The organism is Streptomyces sp. ISL-10 (assembly GCF_018614575.1).
GTDB lineage: Bacteria > Actinomycetota > Actinomycetes > Streptomycetales > Streptomycetaceae > Streptomyces.
On record NZ_JAGGOJ010000035.1, the window covers coordinates 16,756 to 36,411 of the forward strand.

The window sequence follows — 19,656 nt, forward strand, 5'->3', positions numbered from 1 at the left end:
GCCACGAGCCTAACCGGACGCATGTTCCGCATACGAACCGGATCACTGCTCTTGGCCGGTTGGGCACCCTTGCGATCGAACCCGAGGTGTGCCTGCCGGGGCTTCTACACGGGCGGCCAGGGAATCGCAGGCCACTCGCCCGACGGCAGGGGATGGGTCCCGGAGCTCAGCAGGGCCGCCACACGGTCCCTTACGGCGGCGACCTCGGCGGGAGTGAGCAATTCGGCCAGACGGGCAGCGAGCGCCGCCCCGTCCACGAGTGCGGCGGCCACCGACGCGAGCGCCCGGGTCGCCTCCTCGGGCAGCGGCTCCCCTGCCCAGCCCCACAGGAGCGTTCGCAGCTTGTCCTCGGCGTTGAACGTGACACCGTGGTCGATGGCGTACAGCGCCCCGTCGGCCGTAGGCAGCAGATGGCCGCCCTTGCGGTCACCGTTGTTGATCACCGCGTCGAGCACGGCAAGGCGGCGAAGCCGCGCGTCGTCGGCGTGGACGAGCAGGGCCGTGCGCCCTTCGCCGACGTCGGCGAAGCCGACCGCCTTCCAGCCCTCCCCCGGCTCCTCGTCCTCGACGAGCGCGAGCAGCGCGGCCTCGGGGTCGGCCTCGATCCACAGCTGGACCATGCCCTGGCCGTAGGGCCCGTCACGGAGCACGGTGGGCGGCACAAGCCCCCAGCCGGTGGCTTCGGAGAGCTCGTACGCCGCCACTTCGCGCTGGGCGAGGGTGCCGTCGGGGAAGTCCCACAGCGGGCGTTCGCCGGCGATCGGCTTGTAGACGCAGTGGACCTCGTCGCCCTCGTACGCCACGGAGCAGAAGAGCACCGCGTTGGACGCCTCGCGCACCTGGCCGCGGACGGTGAGCTCACCCTTCGTCAGGAGCGTGAGCACGTCGCCCGCGCTCACGCGCCCCGTCGGTATCCGTTCTGGCGCGGGCATACGTGTCCTTCCGGATCGAGCGGCAGGCTGCACAGCGGGCACGGCGGGCGGCCGGCGTTCACCACGTCCAGCGCGCGCTTGGCGAACGCCCTGGCCTGGGCGCCGGTGAGCCGGACGCGCAGCATCGGGGGGCCGTTCTCCTCGTCCTGGAGCAGCCGCTCCTCTGCCTCCGCGAGGTCTTCCTCGGAGTCCGCATCCAGCTCGACCAGCGCCTGTGCCTCGACGATCATGCGCTGTTCCTCGCCGTCCCATGCCAGCGCCATCGTGCCGACACGGAACTCCTCCTCGACCGGGATGTCGAGCGGCGCGGTGTCGGCGACATCCGCAGGGGCCATGGCCGGCACGGGCGCGTTGCCCCCGGTGCGACGCACCACCTCGTCCAGAAGCTCGTCGATCCGCTCGGCCAGCGCGGCGACCTGAGTCTTCTCCAGAGCGACGCTGGTGACGCGCCCTGCGGCGGAAGCCTGCAGGAAGAACGTACGGCGTCCAGGCAACCCGACCGTGCCGGCCACAAAACGCTCCGGCGGGTCGTAGAGGAACACCTGACGGGACACGTCCTGTCTCCCTTGGGATCGGTCTTCGGATCGGTCTTTCGGCCCGTCCACCCTACTGCTCCACGCGATCACGGTGCGCCCGCGCCGCCCCCGACGACCGCGCGCCCGCTCTCCTCGCTCTCCTCCTCCCCACTCGCCCGTGGCACGAGGGAGCCGAAGTCCCCTGTGTCGCCGAGGCGCAGCAGGAAAGGGCGGGTTCGGGTGTAGCGGATCGCGGTGACCGAGCACGGCTCCACATGGATCCGCTGGAAGAGGTCGAGATGCATCCCGAGGGCGTCGGCGACCAGGGACTTGATGATGTCCCCGTGCGAGCACATCGCATAGACGGCGCTCTCGCCGTGCTCCTGCTCGATGCGCGCGTTCCACTCGCGGACGGCGTCGACGGCGCGGGCCTGCATGGCGCGCATCGACTCGCCGCCGGGGAAGGCGGCTGCGGACGGGTGCTGCTGCACGACCTCCATCAGCGGCTCGTCGGTGAGTTCGGCGAGTTTGCGGCCCGACCAGTCGCCGTAGTCGCACTCGCCGATGCGGGGGTCGGTCTCCAGTGTGAGCGAGGGCCGCGCGTCGAGCAGCGGCTGCAGCGTCTCGCGGCAGCGCTCCAGCGGGCTGGAGACGGCGACGGCGAGCGGTACCCCGGCGAGGCGGGCCGGCAGCCGCGCGGCCTGGGCGACGCCGCGTTCGTCGAGGTGGACGCCGGGCGTCCGGCCGGCGAGCACCCCGGCGGTGTTGGCGGTGGAACGTCCGTGGCGTACGAGGATGAGCGTGGCCATGTCGGCAAGCCTACGGCCGTCCCGCGCCATACCGGGGGTGTGCCCGGGGCGTGGGCAGGGAAGAATGCGCGCCGTGATTGTGGACTGCGCCATTTACCGTGACGGACGCCGCACCGAGGGCCCGTCGGACTTCTCCGACGCCCTGGACGAGGCACGGGCCACCGGTGACGCCTTTTTGTGGATCGGTCTGCACGAGCCGACGGCGGACGAGTTCGACCATGTAACCGACGAGTTCTCGCTGCATCCGCTGGCCGTGGAGGACGCGCTCAAGGCACATCAGCGGCCGAAGCTGGAGGTGTACGACGACTCACTGTTCGTGGTGTTGAAGCCGGTGGTCTACGAGCCGGAGAGCGATGCCGTCAGCACCGGTGAACTGATGGTGTTCATAGGGGACTCGTTCGTGGTCACGGTCCGCCACGGTGAGGGCGCCCCGCTGCGCAGCGTACGCGAACGGCTGGAGGCGGAGCCCGCCGTCCTGCGGCAGGGACCGACCGCGGTGCTCTACGCGATCAGCGACGCGGTCGTCGACCACTACATCGACGTGGCCGCCGAGTTGCAGGTGGACCTGGAGGAGATGGAGGCGGAGGTCTTCGCGCCCGGTGGCAAGGACGCCAAGAACACGGCGGCGCGGATCTACACCTTCAAGCGGCAGGTGCTGGAGTTCCGCAGGGCGGCCGGTCCGCTGGCGGCACCGATGGCCCGGCTCGCGGGAGCCGGCGTGCCCTTCGTCCATGAGCAGGCGCAGCCGTTCTTCCGGGACGTCAGCGACCATCTCACCCGGGCGAACGAGCAGGTGGAGGGGTTGGACCGGCTGCTGTCGGACATCCTGTCCGCCCACCTCGCACAGATGGGAGTGCGGCAGAACGACGACATGCGCAAGATCTCCGCGTGGGCTGCGATGGCGGCGGTCCCGACGATGGTCGCGGGGATCTACGGAATGAACTTCGATCACATGCCGGAGCTCAACTGGGTGGGGGGGTACCCGGCGGTCGTGCTGCTGATGGCGGCCGCGGTCGTTGGGCTGTACCGGCTGTTCAAGCACCGGGGCTGGCTGTAGGAGCGGGCGCGGCGGCCACTCGGACGGCAGGGCAGGCGCCTCGCCTCAGCAATCACACGGCAAGTACGGGCTCGGCGGTCCTCAGATCGCGGGCGCGGGGGTGGGCGGGCCGTCGAGTACGCCGCGCCGCTCCGGCATCGTGAGCGAGACCATGCGGCGCCATCCGACGAGCCGCTCGTACGCGTACATCCCCTGGATGCCCGCGGCGAGCGCCGCGGACTTGGCCTTCGGCCACCCCAGAAGCCGGCCCATGTGGCCCATCACCGCCAGGCTGACGTCGCGGTAGACCTTGATCTCACTGAGTGAGCTCTCCCGCAGCACGCGCTGGATCAGGCGTCCGTGCCCGGCCGCGGCAAGGCGGAGCAACTCCTCGTGACAGTAGGCCAGATGGTTGCCCTCGTCGGCGGAGATCATCCTGATGGCCTTGCCGACCTCGGGGTGGTCGGCGAAGTGCTTGACGAGCATGATCATCTGGTCGGCGGCCCGCTGCTCGGTGACCCTGCTGTGCGAGAGGTAGACGACGATGTCCTCTTCGGTGAGCGGCTCGTCGCGGCGCAGCTTGTCGTGGGCGAGACCGATGCCCGACTTCTCCAGGAGCATCGTGTAGTCCGTCTCGGGCGGCACCGGGACGGGATCCAGCTGCCGCTTCTTGAGCAGCGCGTTGAAGATGCGGCCGTGCTTGTCCTCGTCCGCGCCGTGCCGGGTGATCTTGGGCACCAGATGGCGCATGCTCGCGGGGACGAGGGCGGCGATGCGCGCGTTCTCCCAGCCGCCCTGGGTCTCGCCGCTGGCCGCGATGGAGCAGAACAGCCGGTAGGCGTCATCGCTGTCGATGATTTCCTGAAAAATGCTTCGGGCCGAGAGCATGCGTGTGCCACCTCCGTGAAGGCCTCCGCAAAGAACGAGTCAAAGGCGGGACGCCGGAAGTGGCAACAGGTGGCGCACCCGACTCGTCCGAACGGACGGCACGGCACGCGGCCCCACGGGAGTAACCGCCGCGCGGGTCGCGCGTTGTACCGCGTGACGGCCGTGGCGGGGAAGACCCCCGAGCCCCCACCACGGCCGCAGACCTCCTCGTCAGGCGACGCCGGACAGCTCCAGGGCCTCGGTGCCTGCGCGCAGCGCGGCGATCCGCTCGTCGAGCGTGAAGCCGGCCGGGGACAGGGTGAGGGTGGTGACGCCGGCCGCGGCGTAGGCGGCCATCCGGTCGGCGATCCGCTCGACGGACCCGAGCAGCGTCGTCTGGTCGATCAACTGGTGCGGCACCGCCGCGGCCGCGCCCGACTTGTCGCCGGACAGGTACTTGTCCTGGATCTCGGCGGCCTCCTTCTCGTACCCCATGCGCTGGGCGAGCTGGTTGTAGAAGTTCTGCTTCCGGCTGCCCATGCCGCCGACGTACAGCGCGGTGTACGGGCGGAACATGTCGGCGAGTCCGGTGACGTCGTCGCCGATCGCGAGCGGCAGCGTCGGACAGACGTCGAAGCCGTCCATCGTCCTGCCGGCCCTCTCGCGGCCCGCGCGGAGGTGCTTGACCGCGGTCTCCTCCAGATGGTCCGCGGAGGGGAAGATCAGCAGGGCGCCGTCGGCGATCTCGCCCGTCTGCTCCAGGTTCTTGGGGCCGATCGCCGCGATGTACACCGGGATGTGCTCGCGCTGCGGGTGGACGGTGAGCTTGATCGGCTTGCCCGGCCCGTCGGGGAGCGGGAGCGTCCAGTGCTCGCCCTCGTACGTCAGACGCTCGCGGGCCATCGCCTTGCGGACGATCTCGACGTATTCGCGCGTGCGGGCGAGGGGCTTGTCGAACTTGACGCCGTACCAGCCCTCCGAGACCTGCGGGCCGGACACTCCGAGGCCGAGACGGAAACGGCCGCCGGACAGCGAGTCCAGGGTCGCGGCGGTCATCGCGGTCATGGCGGGCTGGCGGGCAGGAATCTGGAGGATCGCGGAACCGACGTCGATGCGCTCGGTCTGGGCGGCGACCCAGCTGAGCACCGTGGGGGCGTCGGAGCCGTACGCCTCCGCGGCCCAGCAGACGTCGTAGCCGAGCCTGTCGGCCTCCTGCGCGACGGCGAGGTTGTCGCCGTCCATCCCCGCACCCCAGTAGCCGAGGTTGATGCCGAGCCGCATAACCGCTCCCTCTTACTGATCAGTAACGCCTGTTCCCGGGACTTTAGCGCGGGGACCGGGGATCCGGCAGGGGACGTTGTCCACAGGCTCTCTCGGCGTGGGCGCGTGGCCACTAATCTCAGCGCCCATGGAGCAGAGGCATCTCGGCCGCACCGGCCTGCGCGTGTCCCGCATCGGACTCGGCACCCTGACGTGGGGCAGGGACACCGACGAGCACGACGCCGCCGACCTGTTGAAGGTCTTCTGGGAGGCGGGCGGGACACTCGTCGACACGGCCGATGTGTACGGCGGAGGGGACGCGGAGTATCTCCTGGGCCGGCTGGTCGAGCGGCTCGTGCCGCGCCGGGAGCTGGTCATAGCCACGAAGGCGGGCAGCGTGCCCGACCCGGACCGGCGCTTCGACGGATCGCGCGGGCATCTGCTGGCCGCGCTCGACGCGTCGCTGGAGCGGCTGGGGACGGACTACGTGGACCTCTGGCAGGTCCACGCCTTCGACCCCGGAACGCCGCTGGACGAGACGCTCCAGGCGCTCGACATCGCGGTCGCGAGCGGCCGGGCGCGGTATGCGGGGGTGTCCAACTTCTGCGGCTGGCAGCTGGCCAAGGCCGCGACCTGGCAGATGTCGGTGCCCGGGGTGCGGACGCGGCTGGCGAGCACGCAGATGGAGTACTCGCTGCTGCAGCGCGGAGTGGAGCGGGAAGTGCTGCCGGCGGCGCTGGACCTCGGCGTGGGGCTGCTGCCGTCGTCCCCGCTGGGGCGGGGCGTGCTCACCGGCAAGTACCGCACGGCCACGCCCGCCGACTCCCGTGGCGCGTCGCAGCACATGGCGCCGTTCGTCGAGCCGTACCTCGACGAGGCGGCGAGCCACATCGTGGACGCGGTGGCGACGGCGGCCGACGGTCTGGCGGCGACGCCGCTGGAGGTGGCGCTGGCGTGGGTGCGGGACCGGCCGGGCGTGGTGGCCCCGATCGTGGGCGCGCGCACCGCGCAGCAGCTCACGGCGGCGTTGTCGGTGGAGGCGCTTAGTCTTCCTGACGAGATCTGCCAGGCGCTGGACGACGTGTCGGCGCCCGTGCACCGCTATCCCGACCAGGACTGGAGCACGCTGTGACCGCGCCCACCCCCGGGACGCCCCCCGGCTCCCCACCCGCCGCCCCACCCGCCGACGCCGCGGGCCCGCACCCCTCGGCCCCGGCGGACGGCTCGGCGCACGCGCGTGAGGCCAAGGGCCCGGCGCACGGGGCGGCCGCGGCGAGCGGCGACGCCGCGCGGGCGCAGGCGCACGGCCCGGCGGACGGTTCGGCGCACGCGCGCGACGGCCAGGGCCCGGCAGGCGAGGCGCAGGGGCCGGAGGGCCCTCCGGCGGACGGCGGCCACAGAGCGGACGACGCAGCCCCCGACGCGGCGGACCAGGACCGCCCGGCGGGCGCGGCGCCCGGGACGAACGCGGGTGGCGCGGGCGCGCCGACACCTGGCTCGACAGCCGCCACTGGCGACGACGCCGGGGGGCCGGAGATCGCAGACCCCGTCCCGAAGGATGCCGACCACGGAGTGGACGACGCAGCCGCCGAAGGGGAGACGGACGGGGACGGCGACGACCACGGCCCGGCGGACGGTTCGGCGCACGGGCGCGACGGCCAGGGCCCGGCAGGCGAGGCGCAGGGGCCGGAGGACCCTCCGGCGGACGGCGGCCACGGCACCGCAGGCAATGCGGGCGACGACGCCGAAGGGGCACAGGCCCCTGGACCGGCGGACGGCGGCCACGGGGTGGACGGCGCAGCCGGCGACGACAGGGAGGGCACCGCCGGCGACGGGGCAGCGGCCGCAGACGGGCGGGACGGGGCCACCCCCGAAAGCAGTGAGGCGGAGGCCGAGATCGCCGCGCAGCGGGAGCTGCGGGAGCGGATCGAGCAGCGGAAGTCCGAGCGGGGCGGGCCCATCGAGAGCGGGGCCAAGCTCAGCGGGAAGGCGGCGGACCTGCTCGCCGCCGTGCGGGCCGTGGAGAGCGGCGACGCCCCGGGGACGGCGTTCTTCGACGCGGCGCCGGCCGAGCCCCGGCGGCCCGCGCCGACGGCCGCGCCCACCGCCCCCGTACGGGCCCCGGCGCGCGCGCCGGAGGTCTCGCCCGAGATCGTGGCCGCCGTGCGGGCCGTGCTCGCCAGGGGCGGTGCGCCCGAGGCCCTCGCCGGTCAGGTCGGCGAGGTCCTCGGGGAGTCCGCCGCGGATCTGCTCGCGGACAACCCCTGGCAACTGCTGTCCGTGCCGGGCGTCCGGCCCGAGCAGGCGGACGGCTTCGCACGGGCCCTGCTCGGCGACGAGTGCGGACCCGCCGACGAGCGGCGTACGTCGGCGCTCGTGAGCTGGCTGCTGGAGCGCGCGGCGCTCCAGGGGCACACCGCCCAGAACGCGTCCGCGGTGCGCGCCGCGCTGGCCGAGTGGAAGGTCCCGGATCCCGACGAGGCCGTCCAGCAGGCCGTCGCCGACGGAGCCGTACTGGTCTTCCAGGAGGGCCTGGCCGAGGAGGAGGCCACGGAGCCGGTCACCGTGCTTCTCGGGCTCGACCGGTACGCCATGGCCGAGGAGAGCCTGGCCGACGGGCTGGCCCGGCTCGTCAGGACCGGCCCCGCCGACGACTGGGAGGGCCCCGAACTGGTCCGGGCCACGGGTGCGCACGGGCTCGTCGTGCACACCGGCGGCGAGGCGGCCCGCGCCGAGCCGGTCGCTCTCGCGGCACGGGCCCGTGAGATCGGTCTGCGCGCGGTCGTGGCCACGCACTCCGAGAACGGCACTCGCAGGCTCGGCGCCGAAGCCGGTGCCGTCACGGTTGCGGCGCTGCTCTCGGGCGCGGCCGGGCCCGGCCGGGACGAGGACGGCGCTCTGGCACTCGATGTCCTGGTCGTCCTCGACGCGCCGCAGCTCGACGTGGAGACCGCCGCGATGCTGGTCGAGTCGATGCCCGACGGCAGCCGCCTCGTGCTCAGCGGTGACCCCGCGGTGCTGGGGTCGGCCGGTGCGGGCCGGGTGTTCGGGGACGTCATGGCCGCCCGGGTGTGTCCGCAGATCGCCTCGCGGACGCCCGACCCTGGTCCGCTCGGCGAGCTGGTGTCCGGCATCGGCGTAGGCGAGCTGGCCCAGGTGCCGGCGCCGGACAAGGAGATCGTCATCGTGCCGGTGCGGGACGCCGGCGAGGCCGTCCACCGCACCGTGCAGCTCGTCGCCGACTCGGTGCCTCGGGCGATCGGCGTACCGGCCGAACGGACCCAGGTGATCACGGTCGGGCACGGCGGCTCGGCCGGCTCCCGCGCGCTCAACGCGGCGCTCAAGCAGCGGCTGAACCCCGGCCCCGGCCGGTTCGGCGGCTTCGACCCGGGCGACCGTGTCGCCTACGCTCCGGCACTCGGCCGGACGCTGACCGGCACCGTGGTCTCGGCGGACGCGGACGGTCTGCAGCTGGACTGCGAGGGCACGCGGACCGTCGTGCCCAGGGAGCGGGTCGAGTCGGCGGTCCGCCACGGCTGGGCCCTCACGGCGCACCAGGCCGCCGGCATGCGCTGGCCGGCCGTGGTCGTGGTGCTGCCGGGGGACGCAGCGCAGGTGCTGAGCCGGCCGTGGGTCTACACCGCGTTCGGTCGCGCCGAGCGCCATCTGTCCGTGGTGCACGGCGTCGACCAGGCGCTCGCCCGTGCCGTGGGCGAGGTCCCGGGTACGGAGCGCGCCACCCGGCTGCGTTCGCTGCTGGAGGGTCTGCTGGCGCCCACGCCGCGGCCCGCGCCCTAGGACCGGCCGCGGCCCTGGACGACGCGATGGCATCGTCCAGGGCCGCATCGGCCTGCCGGGCCCGCATCGGGCCTGCCGGGCAGCGTCAGTGCGGGCGCAGCGGCGCCGGCGGGGCGGCGGCGCGAAGCCGCTCAGTGTCGGGCGACCGGCCTGCCGGGGCCGGTGGCCGTCACGACTCCTCGTCGAGGTCCTCCAGATCCTCCACGAGGTCCTCCTCGTCGAAGACCGAGCTGACGTCGAAGCGGCAGACGACCCGCTCGGGGTCGGCCTGGTCGAAGGGGGCGCTGAGCCACTCGCCCGGTTCTGGCAGTTCGTCCGCGGCGGACACCCAGAGTGTGGAGTCCCCCTCCGCAAGGCCGAACTCCTTGTGCCGAGAGGCGATCTCGTCCGGTTCGAACTCTCCGAAGAGCACGCCGAGCGCCGCGTGCACGCTCGCGCCGACGATCGGCGCGTTCTCGGGCCGGTCCGCCGCGTCGGGGTCGAGATCGGCGATGCGCTGCGCCTGGGCGAGCAACCGCTGTGACTCGACCACGGCGTAGTCGCGCCGGATCAGCACGCTGACGGCGTTCGGCTGCTCAGGGCCCGCGTACGGCGGCAGTGAGTCGTCCGCCCCCGGGATCTCGAAGGGTGTCACCTCGTCGTAGCGGTCGTAGAGCCGCTCGTCGTACGCCTCCGCCGCCGCGGCGAGCGCGTTGAAGGCGTCATAGACGGCCGGGTCGTCCTCTCCCGTGCGGTTCTCGACCGCCTCGAGGTGGCGGTCCAGTGCGGCTTTGACCGCCTCTGCGGCGGCACGTACCTCGGCAGCGGTGGGCTGCGCAGCATCAGACATAGTGCAGACGCTATCCGTACCGGGCCGCTGCACGCACAATAGATGCGATGCCGGAATACGAATTTGTCGACGTGTACGTCCCGCGCGGGGTCTCCCGCAAGGACGCGACCCGTCTGCTGACCGACCATGCCGAGTACGGACACTGGGAGTTGGACCGATTGACGCTGCACCGGGACGGGAGCCGCCGCGTGCGGTTGCGCCGGCGCATCATCCGCCAGGTACGCGCCACCTGGTGAGCTCGCACGGCCGAGCTCACCGGGAAAGGAGCGGGCCCCCCGATCGCGAGGGCCCGCTCCTTCCGTGCACCGGAACTGTGCCGGCTTATGCCGCCGCTCGCGCGCGGCGGTAGAGCAGGGCACCGCCGAGCAGCAGGCCGGCCCCGGCCGGCGCGAGCAGGCCGAGCGCGTCGACTCCGGTCTCCGCCAGCTCGCCGCCCGTGGACGGTGTGACGATCTGCGCACCGGGGGTGTTCGAGTCCGGGGTCAGCGGAGTGTTCCGGCCGTCCGGCGTCTCGGGCGTGCTGGGGGTGCCGGGCACCGTGGGGGTCTCCGGGGTCCCCGGGTTGGTCGGAGTGCCGGGGGTGTCCGGGGTCCCAGGGTTGTCCGGAGTCCCCGGGTTGTCGGGGGTCCCGGGGTTGTCCGGAGTCCCCGGGTTGTCCGGGGTCCCCGGGTTGTCCGGAGTATCGGGGTTGTCCGGAGTATCGGGCGTCGTCGATCCGCCCGTCCCGCTCCCGCAGTCATTGCCGAACGACGGGTTGAGCAGCCCGCCGATGGTGACGCTGTTCCCGCAGGCGTTGACGGGAAGGTCGACCGGCGCCTGGACCTGGTTGCCCGAGGCCACACCGGGAGAGTTGCTCGCGTCGCCTTCGGCTTGCGAGCCGCCCGCTTGGCCGGCCGACCCGGAGCCCGACCCGGACGCATTGGTGCAGGTGTTGCCCATGGAGGGATTGAGGAGTCCGATGACGTCCACGGTGTTCCCGCAGAGGTTCACCGGGGCGTGCACGGGTGCCTGGACCGAATTCCCGGACAGAATGCCGGGCGAATTCGAAGCCGCACCGGTGGCGCCTGATTCCGCTTGTGCGTAGCCCCCGCCGAGCGCGAGCACGCCGCCCGCGGCCGCCACGGTGATCAGGCCTTTACGCGTGACCTGTCGCATGTCTTGATGCCCTGCCTTCCAGCTTTCAGGAATGCCCCGGCGTGTTTCCCCGGGGTGGAAGCATCGGGCGGCTCCGGAGTGCGTGCGCACTCGGGAGCCGCCCGGATCGAACCCGGACCTCTCGGGTCGGGTCAGAACGTCACGCGTTGGCGCAGGTGTTGCCGAAGGCGGGGCTCAGCAGCCCGATGACGTCGACCGTGTTGCCACACAGGTTCAACGGCACGTGGACGGGCGCCTGGACGACGTTGCCCGAGAGCACGCCCGGGGAGTCGGTGGCAGTGCCCTGGGTGCCGGCGTCGGCCATGGCCACCCCCGCACCCGCCAGCACCAGACCACCGGTGGCAGCCGCAGCAGCGACGACCTTCTTGATCATCATTCCTCCTTGTTGGCAAATACGATCCCAGCCGCGGACCGCATCACCTGTAACGAGGAGGAAGCAGGGGGGCTACGAGCCGAAACCCCCATTCACTCTTTCCGGTCAGGAGTGCACATGCTGACGATTAATGGCAGCGTCCCTCGATCGACCCGGTTCCGGGGCATTCAGCAGTGGTCGAGGAATCGGTCGAGCACACGGACGCCGAACTTCAGGCCGTCGACGGGAACCCGCTCGTCGACCCCGTGGAACATGCCCGCGAAGTCCAGCTCCGGCGGCAGCTTCAGCGGCGCGAAGCCGAAGCAGCGGATGCCGAGGTCGTCGAAGGACTTGGCGTCGGTGCCTCCGGACAGCATGTACGGCACGGCACGGGCGATCGGATCCTCGGCCTTGAGTGCCACCTGCATGGCGTCCACGAGGGCACCGTCGAAGCTGGTCTCCAGCGCCTTGTCGCCGTGGACGTCCTCCCGCCGGACCCGGGGGCCGAGCAGCCGGTCCAGGTCGGCGAGGAACTCCTCCTCGTAACCGGGCAGGAAGCGCCCGTCGACGTGCGCGGTCGCCTGGCCGGGGATGACGTTCACCTTGTAGCCGGCGCCGAGCATGGTGGGGGCGGCCGAGTTGCGCAGGGTGGCCCCGACCATCTTGGCGATGCCGCCGAGCTTCGCGAGCGTGGCGTCCATGTCCTCGGGGTCGAGCGGGGTGCCGAGCGCGTCGGACAGCTCGTCGAGGAAGGAGCGGACGGTCTTGGTCATCCTGACCGGCCAGTGGTGGCGGCCGAGCCGCCCGACGGCCTCGCACAGTTCGGTGATGGCGTTGTCGTTGTTGGTCATCGAGCCGTGGCCCGCCGTGCCCTCGACGGTCAGGCGCATCCAGTGCATGCCCTTCTGCGCCGTCTCGACCAGATAGAGGCGCAGATTCTCGTTGACGGTGAAGGAGAAGCCGCCGACCTCGCCGATGGCCTCGGTGACGCCCTCGAACAGGCCGGGGTGCTTGTCGACCAGGTGGCGGGCGCCGTACGTGCCGCCGGCCTCCTCGTCGGCGAGGAACGCCAGCACGATGTCGCGCGGCGGCTTGCGACCGCTGCGCAGCCTGTCGCGTACGACCGCCAGCGTCATCGCGTCCATGTCCTTCATGTCCACCGCGCCCCGGCCCCAGACGCATCCGTCGGCGATCTCGCCCGAGAACGGGTGGTGCGTCCAGTCGGTGGCGTTGGCGGGGACGACGTCGGTGTGACCGTGGATGAGCAGCGCGGGCCGGGAGGGGTCCTCTCCCTCGATGCGGGCCACGGTGGAGGCCCTGCCCTTGTGCGACTCGAAGATCTGCGGCTCCAGGCCGACCTCGGCGAGCTTCTCGGCGACGTACTCGGCCGCGGCGCGCTCGCCGGGTCCCGAGTGGTCGCCGTAGTTGCTGGTGTCGATCCGGATCAGCTCACGACAGAGGTCGACGACCTCGTCCTCCCCAGAGACGGCCGGGCCCGTGTTGGACTCGCTCACGCTGATTCCTCCCACTGTCGCTGCTGCTGGTCCGTCCTCATCCTCCCGCCCCGGTGCTCATTGCCCAAGGGCGGCTCCGGACGTCATGGGGCGTTCACTGGGCCAGGGGTGTGATCGAGGGGGGCCGAATGTTTGCTATGGTTTTCCACGTCGGAACGGCCTAGGGCCGAGAGACAGACACCTTGTCCGGGTGGCGGAATGGCAGACGCGCTAGCTTGAGGTGCTAGTGCCCTTTATCGGGCGTGGGGGTTCAAGTCCCCCCTCGGACACCAGCAAGATCCCCACGGTCCGCCGTGGGGATCTTTGTTTTTCCGGGGTGCCATGAGGCTCTTCCGGGTGCCGTGGCGCCAGGTCGGCCGGGCCGCACCGCAGGTCCTGCGTGGGCATACAGTCTCGTCGGTGAGACGCAGACACAAGGCACCGCCGTCGCCCCTCCCGCAGCGCGACGGCATCGACCCGGTGCGGCTGCGGCTGCCCGCCGATCCGGACGGGCTGTGGGCCACCGTGCGGGACCATCTCGTGGAGCGGTACGCCAACGCCATCGGCGCCGAGCAGGTCGACGCCATGCTCGATCAGGGCCGTGTCGTCTCGGCGGACGGCCCCGTCACGGCCGACGAGCCCTACGAGGCCGGGCGGTATCTGTTCTTCCACCGGGATTTCGCCGCCGAGGAACGGGTCCCCTTCGAGGTCGGCATCGTGCACCGCGACGAGCGCGTCGTGATCGCCGACAAGCCGCACTTCCTCGCCACGGTCCCGCGCGGCAGCCACATCACCGAGACCGCGCTCGCCCGCCTGCGCAGGGAGCTGGGGCTGACCGAGCTCCAGCCCGCGCACCGGCTCGACCGGCTGACCGCGGGGCTGGTGCTGTTCGTCGTGCGGCCCGGGGACCGCGGCGCCTACCAGACGCTGTTCCGGGACCGGCGGGTGCGCAAGGAGTACGAGGCGATCGCGCCGTACGACCCGGGGGTCGCCCTGCCCCGCACCGTACGCAGCCGGATCGAGAAGGAGCGCGGCGTGCTCGCCGCCCGGGAGGTGCCGGGCGAGCCGAACAGCGAGAGCCGGATCGAGCTGATGGAGGTGCGCGGCACGCTCGGCCGGTACCGGCTGCTGCCGGCCACCGGCCGCACGCATCAACTGCGGGTCCACATGAATTCCCTGGGCCTGCCCCTCCTGTACGACCCGGTCTATCCACAGGTGCTGGGCCCGGGGCCCGAGGACTACTCGCGTCCGCTTCAGCTCCTCGCCCGCAGCCTGGAATTCACCGACCCGATGTCGGGTGAGCCGTGCCGTTTCGAGAGCCGGCTGCGGCTGTCCGCCTGGTGATCACAGCAGGACGACCGAACGCAGGACATCGCCCTCGTGCATCCGGGCGAAGGCGGCCTCGATGTCGCCGATGGCGATGGTCTCGGTGACGAACGCCCCGAGGTCGATGCGGCCCTGCTGGTGCAGGTCGATGAGCATGGGGAAGTCCCGGGAGGGCAGGCAGTCGCCGTACCAGGACGACTTGAGGGCGCCGCCGCGGCCGAAGACGTCCAGCAGGGGCAGTTCCAGCATCATGTCGGGGGTGGGTACACCGACGAGGACGACCGTGCCGGCCAGGTCACGGGCGTAGAAGGCCTGCCGGTACGTCTCCGGGCGGCCGACGGCCTCGATCACGACGTCCGCGCCGAAACCGCCGGTGAGTTCGCGGATCGCCTCGACCGGGTCCGCGGAGCGCGAGTTGACGGTGTGGGTGGCGCCCATCGTCCGCGCGGTCTCCAGCTTGCGGTCGTCGATGTCGACCGCGATGATCTTCGCTGCGCCCGCGAGCCGTGCGCCGACGACGGCCGCGTCACCGACGCCGCCGCAGCCGATGACGGCGACCGTGTCGCCGCGGCCGACGGCGCCCGTGTTGACGGCCGCACCGATGCCCGCCATGACGCCGCAGCCGAGCAGTCCGGCCACGGCCGGGGACACAGCGGGGTCGACCTTGGTGCACTGGCCGGCGGCGACGAGGGTCTTCTCGGCGAAGGCGCCGATGCCCAGGGCGGGTGACAGCTCGGTGCCGGAGGCGGTGAGCGTCATCCGCTGCCCGGCGTTGTGCGTGTCGAAGCAGTACCAGGGCCTGCCGCGCAGGCAGGCGCGGCACCGGCCGCACACGGCCCGCCAGTTGAGGATCACGAAGTCGCCCGGCGCGACGTCGGTGACGCCGTCGCCGACCGACTCGACGACGCCGGCCGCCTCGTGGCCGAGCAGGAAGGGGAACTCGTCGTTGATCCCGCCCTGCTTGTAGTGCAGATCGGTGTGGCAGACGCCGCATGCCTGCACCTTCACGACCGCCTCGCCCGGCCCAGGGTCGGGGACGGTGATCGTCTCGACCCGCACCGGCTCGTTCTTCCCGGGTGCGATCACGCCTTGCACCTGCTGGGGCATCGCTGGACCCGCCCTTCCTCGACGTGGCGTCTTCACCGCCGCGGCTGTCACGGCGGCGCGCCGCGATGGCTCGAACGGTATGCCGAAGACGCCGTCCAAGAGGACGATTTCGGCCAGAGGACACGGATACGGCAACTACGGAGGGAGGGACGGAGTCCTACCGGGTGCAGGAGGGGTTCCGCGCAGAAGAGCTGTACGGGGGAGAAAACCTTGACCGAGATCATCGAGCGCGCCGCCGCTGCCGAAGCGATGGAGGAGGCCGGGCGCCGTCCCGGCCGGCCCGGCGCGCTGACGCCCTACGCCGATCCGCTGACGATTCCGCCGGTGCTGCGGCCCGACGTGGCCGATGTCCGTCAGGAGATCGAGATCGCGCTGCGCCCCACCTGGGTGCGGATGCACTCCCAGCTGCCGCCGACGCTGATGTGGGGGTACGAGGGCAGCGTCCCGGGGCCCACCATCGAGGTGCGGCGCGGGCAGCGGATCAGGATCGCCTGGACCAACCGCATCCCGCCGGGCAGTGCCTATCCGGTCACCGCGGTGGAGGTCGGCCCCACGCCCGCGGGACAGCCGCTGCCGCACAACCGGCCGGGGCGCGAGGGCGTGAAGCCGGACGAGAACGTGGCGGCCCTGCCCGCGTGGTCGGTGACGCATCTGCACGGCGCGCAGACCGGCGGCGGCAACGACGGCTGGGCGGACAACGCCGTCACCTACGGGGACGCACAGCTGTCGGAGTACCCGAACGACCATCACGCGGCTCAGTGGTGGTACCACGACCACGCCATGAACATCACCCGGTGGAACGTCTACGCCGGTCTGGTGGGCACGTACCTCGTCCGCGACGACGAGGAGGACGCGCTGGGGCTGCCGTCCGGCGCGCGTGAGGTGCCGCTGATCCTCGCCGACCGCAACCTCGACACGGACGAGGACGGGCGGCTGAACGGCCGCCTGCTGCACAAGACATCAGTGCTGATCGCGAGCCATCCGGAGACGGGCAAGCCGGTGTCGCTGCCGTTCTTCGGGCCGTACTCCACGGTCAACGGGACGATCTGGCCGCACCTCGACGTGGACGACGCCTGGTACCGCTTCCGGCTGGTGAACGCCTCCAACGCCCGGATCTACAACCTGGTGCTGGTGGACGAGCACGACCGTCCGGTGCCCGGCGTGGTGCGGCAGATCGGCAGCGACGGAGGGCTGCTGCCGCGGCCCGTGCCGGTGGACTTCCCCGGCGGGCAGCCGCTGACCATCGCCCCCGCGGAGCGGTTCGACCTGCTGATCGACTTCCGGGCGCTGGCCGGACGTCGGGTGCGGCTGGTGAACAAGGGGCGCAACGCGCCTGCGGGCGTGCCGGACCTGGCCGACAGTGTGCCGTATCCGCAGGTGATGGAGTTCCGGGTGCGTGAGACGTGCGAGCCGGATCCGTTCGTACTGCCGCCGGTGCTGTCCGGGTCGTTCCGCCGGTTCGACCATGCTCTGGTCGACCACGGGCACCGGCTGATCGTGCTGACGCCGCCACAGACGGTCGGCGGCGGTGGTCATCCGGAGATCTGGGAGATGACGGAGGTGAAGGACTCCGGCGTCCGGGTGCCGGCGGAGGGGGTGATCCAGCTCCGGGGCCCGGACGGCACGGTGCGGACCTACCGGCGCACCTCACGGACGTTCAACGACGCGCTCGGCTTCACGATCGGCGAGGGATCGTACGAGCAGTGGTCGTTCCTCAACCTGGGCGCGCCCGTGCACCCGATGCACATCCACCTCGCCGACTTCCAGGTCATGAGCCGGGAGGCGTACCGGGTGGACGGCTTCGACCCGGAGCTCGGCGGTACGCGGACGCCGGTCGCGCCCGACCCGGACCGCACGCTCGGGGTACCGGCGAACGAGCAGGGCTGGAAGGACGTCTTCCGGGTCGCGGAGGCGGAGCTGGTGAAGGTGATGGGCCGGTTCGACGGGGCACACGGGCGGTTCATGTACCACTGCCATCTGCTGGAGCACGAGGACATGGGCATGATGCGCCCGTTCGTGGTCATGCCCAAGGAGGCGCTGATGTTCGACCACGGCGCGGGCCACGGCGGCCACCACGGCTGAGGCACGGCGAAGGCCGGGCCCCGCGGGATGTCCCGCGGGGCCCGGCCTTCACTTGCGGGCACGACCTAGCGCTCGGCGGCAATGCTGCCCGCGCGCTTGCGCACCAGGTACCAGCCGCCGACCAGCGCGGCCGCGATCAGCGGCAGGCAGTTGACGGTGGTGCGGCTGATGCCGCCGTCCATCCACATCAGTACGAGGACGGAGGCGAGGAAGAACAGCGTGACGAGCTGGGTGTAGGGCGCCCAGGGCAGCTGGTAGCCGGGGCGGGTGACCCGGCCGTCCTTGGAACGGTGCCAGAACAGCAGTGAGCAGACCATGATCATGGCCCAGGTGCCGATGATGCCGATGGAGGCGAAGTTCAGCACGAGCTCGAAGGCGTCGCCGGGCATGACGTAGTTCAGGACGACGCCGAGCACGCCGAAGGCCGCGGTGAGCAGGATGCCGCCGTAGGGCACACCACCCTTGTTCATCACGCCGGTGAACTTCGGCGCGGAACCGGACATCGACATGGAGCGCAGGATGCGGCCGGTCGAGTACAGGCCCGAGTTCAGGCTGGACAGGGCCGCGGTGAGGACGACGAGGTTCATGACGCCGGCCGCGCCCGGGATGCCGAGCTTGTCGAAGACGGTGACGAAGGGGCTCTCGTCGCCGGAGTACGCGGTGTACGGCAGCAGCAGAGCGAGCAGCACGACCGAGCCGACGTAGAAGAGACCGACACGCCACATGATCGAGTTGATCGCCTTCGGCATGATCTTCTCGGGGTTCTCGGTCTCGCCGGCGGCGACACCGCACAGCTCGACGGAGGCGTAGGCGAAGACGACGCCCTGGATCAGCAGCAGCATGGGCATGACGCCGCTGGGGAAGATGCCGCCGTTGTCGCCGATGGTCGCGAGGCCCGGGGTGTGGCCGCCGATGTCGTGCGAGGTCACGACGAGGAAGATGCCGACGAGCATGAAGACGACGAGCGCGGCGACCTTGATGATCGCGAACCAGAACTCCATCTCGCCGAAGTACTTCACCGAGATGAGGTTGGCGGCGAGGACGACGGCGAGCGCGATCAGGGCGAGGACCCACTGCGGGACGTCGCTGAACATGGCCCAGAAGTGGGCGTAGGTCGCGGCCGCGGTGATGTCGGCGATGGCGGTCGTCGACCAGTTGAGGAAGTACAGCCAGCCGGCCGTGTAGGCGCCCTTCTCGCCCATGAACTCACGGGCATAGGAGACGAAGGCACCGGAGGAGGGCCGGTAGAGCACCAGCTCGCCGAGCGCGCGGACGACGAAGAAGGCGAAGACGCCACAGACCGCGTACGCGATGAAGAGGGACGGACCCGCGTTGGCCATACGGCCGCCGGCGCCGAGGAAGAGCCCCGTACCGATGGCGCCGCCGATGGCGATCATGTTGATGTGACGCGATTTGAGGTCCTTGCGGTACCCGGCGTCACCGGCGTCTACGTGGGGGGCGCCCGTCGCGGCGGCGACAGGCGTATCGGCCGCAGCCATGGTGCGGTCAAGCATTGAGGTGTTCGCCTTCGTGAGGGGATGTGCGGTACCCGGCCGAACTGCCGGCGGCCTTCCCTGGTGGGGAGGGCGGTCGCCGGGGCATGGCCTCGAAGCCCAGGGGGCCTCAATGGCTCATGGTCAGGGCAACCCTGGGATTCTGGCAGTGGCCAACCTCACTCAGATACATATCTGAGGTATTTCAGAGGTTTCGACAAGGTGAAGCAAGGATGCCACGGGCTCAGGCAGCCAGCCCATCCAGCTCTTCCAGCGCCCCCGCGGCGATCTCTCTCGTCAGGTTCCCCGCCCGGGGCGCATCGCCTTCGCGAACGGCTTCGGCGAGCCGCGCATGGAGCGTCACGGCCGCCGGGTCGGGGTCGTCGGACATCACATGGTGGGGGGGTCCGGCCGGCCAGGACCTCGGCGACGACGTCGCCGAGCCGGGCGAACATCTCGTTGCCCGAGGCATTGAGCACGATCCGGTCGAAGGCGATGTCGTGCTGGAGGCAGCCCTGAAGCTGGTGGCCGCCTGTGTGTGAAGCCCTCGGCCTTCTGTGGTCATGGGGAGCGGGTACGGATGCCCGGGACAAAAGCGTGAC

The 19,656-nt window shown here is 71.5% G+C and carries 17 protein-coding genes, 1 tRNA gene and 1 pseudogene; 7 read left to right on the plus strand and 12 right to left on the minus strand.

Annotation, left to right across the window (positions count from 1 at the left end):
* Positions 1 to 104: 104 nt before the first annotated feature.
* The 3 genes from J7E88_RS30895 to J7E88_RS30905 form a co-directional block, all read right to left on the minus strand.
* Positions 105 to 932, minus strand: a complete 828-nt coding sequence (locus J7E88_RS30895) for an SCO1664 family protein (RefSeq protein ID WP_215186750.1) — start codon at positions 930 to 932, stop codon at positions 105 to 107.
* Positions 896 to 1,486 (minus strand): DUF3090 domain-containing protein, encoded by a 591-nt coding sequence (locus J7E88_RS30900; RefSeq protein WP_215186751.1) that lies wholly within the window; start codon positions 1,484 to 1,486, stop codon positions 896 to 898. The genes J7E88_RS30895 and J7E88_RS30900 overlap by 37 nt, the downstream gene beginning before the upstream one ends.
* A 68-nt stretch (positions 1,487 to 1,554) precedes the next feature.
* Positions 1,555 to 2,256 carry a histidine phosphatase family protein gene (locus J7E88_RS30905; protein WP_215186752.1) on the minus strand — a complete coding sequence of 234 codons (702 nt, stop codon included), beginning with the start codon at positions 2,254 to 2,256 and terminating at the stop codon, positions 1,555 to 1,557.
* A 64-nt stretch (positions 2,257 to 2,320) separates the two neighbouring features.
* On the opposite strand from J7E88_RS30905, the gene corA reads away from it, so the two are divergent.
* Positions 2,321 to 3,313: a magnesium/cobalt transporter CorA gene (corA, locus tag J7E88_RS30910; protein ID WP_215186753.1), complete on the plus strand. Its 993-nt coding sequence runs from the start codon at positions 2,321 to 2,323 to the stop codon at positions 3,311 to 3,313.
* Between the two features lie 81 nt (positions 3,314 to 3,394).
* On the opposite strand, the gene J7E88_RS30915 is transcribed toward corA, so the two are convergent.
* The gene (locus J7E88_RS30915) at positions 3,395 to 4,180 is read right to left on the minus strand and encodes a ferritin-like domain-containing protein (RefSeq protein WP_215186754.1); all 786 of its coding nucleotides are present in this window, start codon (positions 4,178 to 4,180) and stop codon (positions 3,395 to 3,397) included.
* Between the two features lie 210 nt (positions 4,181 to 4,390).
* Positions 4,391 to 5,440: an LLM class F420-dependent oxidoreductase gene (locus tag J7E88_RS30920; protein ID WP_215186755.1), complete on the minus strand. Its 1,050-nt coding sequence runs from the start codon at positions 5,438 to 5,440 to the stop codon at positions 4,391 to 4,393.
* Between the two features lie 127 nt (positions 5,441 to 5,567).
* On the opposite strand from J7E88_RS30920, the gene J7E88_RS30925 reads away from it, so the two are divergent.
* Both J7E88_RS30925 and J7E88_RS30930 read left to right on the plus strand, forming a co-directional pair.
* Complete coding sequence (locus J7E88_RS30925; RefSeq protein ID WP_215186756.1) at positions 5,568 to 6,551, plus strand: aldo/keto reductase; 984 nt, start codon at positions 5,568 to 5,570, stop codon at positions 6,549 to 6,551.
* 404 nt (positions 6,552 to 6,955) lie between these two features.
* Positions 6,956 to 9,217 carry an ATP-dependent RecD-like DNA helicase gene (locus J7E88_RS30930; protein WP_215186856.1) on the plus strand — a complete coding sequence of 754 codons (2,262 nt, stop codon included), beginning with the start codon at positions 6,956 to 6,958 and terminating at the stop codon, positions 9,215 to 9,217.
* A 169-nt stretch (positions 9,218 to 9,386) separates the two neighbouring features.
* On the opposite strand, the gene J7E88_RS30935 is transcribed toward J7E88_RS30930, so the two are convergent.
* Positions 9,387 to 10,046, minus strand: coding sequence for a hypothetical protein (locus J7E88_RS30935; protein WP_215186757.1), 660 nt, complete (start codon positions 10,044 to 10,046; stop codon positions 9,387 to 9,389).
* 47 nt (positions 10,047 to 10,093) lie between these two features.
* Here J7E88_RS30935 and J7E88_RS30940 point away from each other — a divergent pair, with 47 nt between their 5' ends.
* Complete coding sequence (locus J7E88_RS30940) at positions 10,094 to 10,282, plus strand: DUF5703 family protein (RefSeq protein ID WP_215186758.1); 189 nt, start codon at positions 10,094 to 10,096, stop codon at positions 10,280 to 10,282.
* A gap of 85 nt (positions 10,283 to 10,367) precedes the next feature.
* Here the strand turns inward: J7E88_RS30940 and J7E88_RS30945 are convergent, their stop codons facing one another.
* The 3 genes from J7E88_RS30945 to J7E88_RS30955 all read right to left on the minus strand — a co-directional run bounded on the left by J7E88_RS30945 (position 10,368) and on the right by J7E88_RS30955 (position 13,067).
* Entirely contained in the window at positions 10,368 to 11,201 is an 834-nt protein-coding gene (locus J7E88_RS30945; RefSeq protein ID WP_215186759.1) for a chaplin, read from the minus strand.
* A gap of 139 nt (positions 11,202 to 11,340) precedes the next feature.
* Positions 11,341 to 11,574: a chaplin gene (locus J7E88_RS30950; RefSeq protein ID WP_215186857.1), complete on the minus strand. Its 234-nt coding sequence runs from the start codon at positions 11,572 to 11,574 to the stop codon at positions 11,341 to 11,343.
* 167 nt (positions 11,575 to 11,741) lie between these two features.
* Positions 11,742 to 13,067, minus strand: coding sequence for a M20/M25/M40 family metallo-hydrolase (locus J7E88_RS30955; protein WP_215186760.1), 1,326 nt, complete (start codon positions 13,065 to 13,067; stop codon positions 11,742 to 11,744).
* A 184-nt stretch (positions 13,068 to 13,251) separates the two neighbouring features.
* Between J7E88_RS30955 and J7E88_RS30960 the strand changes: the two genes are divergently transcribed.
* A tRNA-Leu gene (locus J7E88_RS30960) sits at positions 13,252 to 13,339 on the plus strand.
* 127 nt (positions 13,340 to 13,466) lie between these two features.
* The gene (locus tag J7E88_RS30965; RefSeq protein ID WP_215186761.1) at positions 13,467 to 14,390 is read left to right on the plus strand and encodes a pseudouridine synthase; all 924 of its coding nucleotides are present in this window, start codon (positions 13,467 to 13,469) and stop codon (positions 14,388 to 14,390) included.
* Here J7E88_RS30965 and J7E88_RS30970 read toward each other — a convergent pair whose 3' ends face one another.
* Positions 14,391 to 15,479, minus strand: a complete 1,089-nt coding sequence (locus J7E88_RS30970; RefSeq protein ID WP_215186762.1) for an S-(hydroxymethyl)mycothiol dehydrogenase — start codon at positions 15,477 to 15,479, stop codon at positions 14,391 to 14,393. It lies immediately after the preceding gene.
* A 249-nt stretch (positions 15,480 to 15,728) separates the two neighbouring features.
* Here J7E88_RS30970 and phsA point away from each other — a divergent pair, with 249 nt between their 5' ends.
* Positions 15,729 to 17,561, plus strand: coding sequence for an O-aminophenol oxidase PhsA (gene phsA, locus J7E88_RS30975; protein WP_215186858.1), 1,833 nt, complete (start codon positions 15,729 to 15,731; stop codon positions 17,559 to 17,561).
* Positions 17,562 to 17,626: 65 nt separating this feature from the next.
* On the opposite strand, the gene J7E88_RS30980 is transcribed toward phsA, so the two are convergent.
* Together J7E88_RS30980 and J7E88_RS30985 are read right to left on the minus strand one after the other, a co-directional pair.
* Positions 17,627 to 19,075, minus strand: a complete 1,449-nt coding sequence (locus tag J7E88_RS30980; protein WP_215186763.1) for an amino acid permease — start codon at positions 19,073 to 19,075, stop codon at positions 17,627 to 17,629.
* Positions 19,076 to 19,298: 223 nt separating this feature from the next.
* Positions 19,299 to 19,584 (minus strand): annotated as a pseudogene (locus tag J7E88_RS30985) (FCD domain-containing protein); the annotation flags it as partial.
* Positions 19,585 to 19,656: the final 72 nt, after the last annotated feature.

Coding starts and splice junctions, on each gene's coding strand:
- J7E88_RS30895 (WP_215186750.1), bottom strand. CDS start 932: ATGCCCGCGCCAGAACGGATACCGACGGGGCGCGTGAGCGCGGGCGAC.
- J7E88_RS30905 (WP_215186752.1), bottom strand. CDS start 2,256: ATGGCCACGCTCATCCTCGTACGCCACGGACGTTCCACCGCCAACACC.
- corA (WP_215186753.1), top strand. CDS start 2,321: ATGCGCGCCGTGATTGTGGACTGCGCCATTTACCGTGACGGACGCCGC.
- J7E88_RS30915 (WP_215186754.1), bottom strand. CDS start 4,180: ATGCTCTCGGCCCGAAGCATTTTTCAGGAAATCATCGACAGCGATGAC.
- J7E88_RS30920 (WP_215186755.1), bottom strand. CDS start 5,440: ATGCGGCTCGGCATCAACCTCGGCTACTGGGGTGCGGGGATGGACGGC.
- J7E88_RS30925 (WP_215186756.1), top strand. CDS start 5,568: ATGGAGCAGAGGCATCTCGGCCGCACCGGCCTGCGCGTGTCCCGCATC.
- J7E88_RS30935 (WP_215186757.1), bottom strand. CDS start 10,046: ATGTCTGATGCTGCGCAGCCCACCGCTGCCGAGGTACGTGCCGCCGCA.
- J7E88_RS30940 (WP_215186758.1), top strand. CDS start 10,094: ATGCCGGAATACGAATTTGTCGACGTGTACGTCCCGCGCGGGGTCTCC.
- J7E88_RS30945 (WP_215186759.1), bottom strand. CDS start 11,201: ATGCGACAGGTCACGCGTAAAGGCCTGATCACCGTGGCGGCCGCGGGC.
- J7E88_RS30950 (WP_215186857.1), bottom strand. CDS start 11,574: ATGATCAAGAAGGTCGTCGCTGCTGCGGCTGCCACCGGTGGTCTGGTG.
- J7E88_RS30970 (WP_215186762.1), bottom strand. CDS start 15,479: ATGCCCCAGCAGGTGCAAGGCGTGATCGCACCCGGGAAGAACGAGCCG.
- phsA (WP_215186858.1), top strand. CDS start 15,729: ATGGAGGAGGCCGGGCGCCGTCCCGGCCGGCCCGGCGCGCTGACGCCC.
- J7E88_RS30980 (WP_215186763.1), bottom strand. CDS start 19,075: ATGCTTGACCGCACCATGGCTGCGGCCGATACGCCTGTCGCCGCCGCG.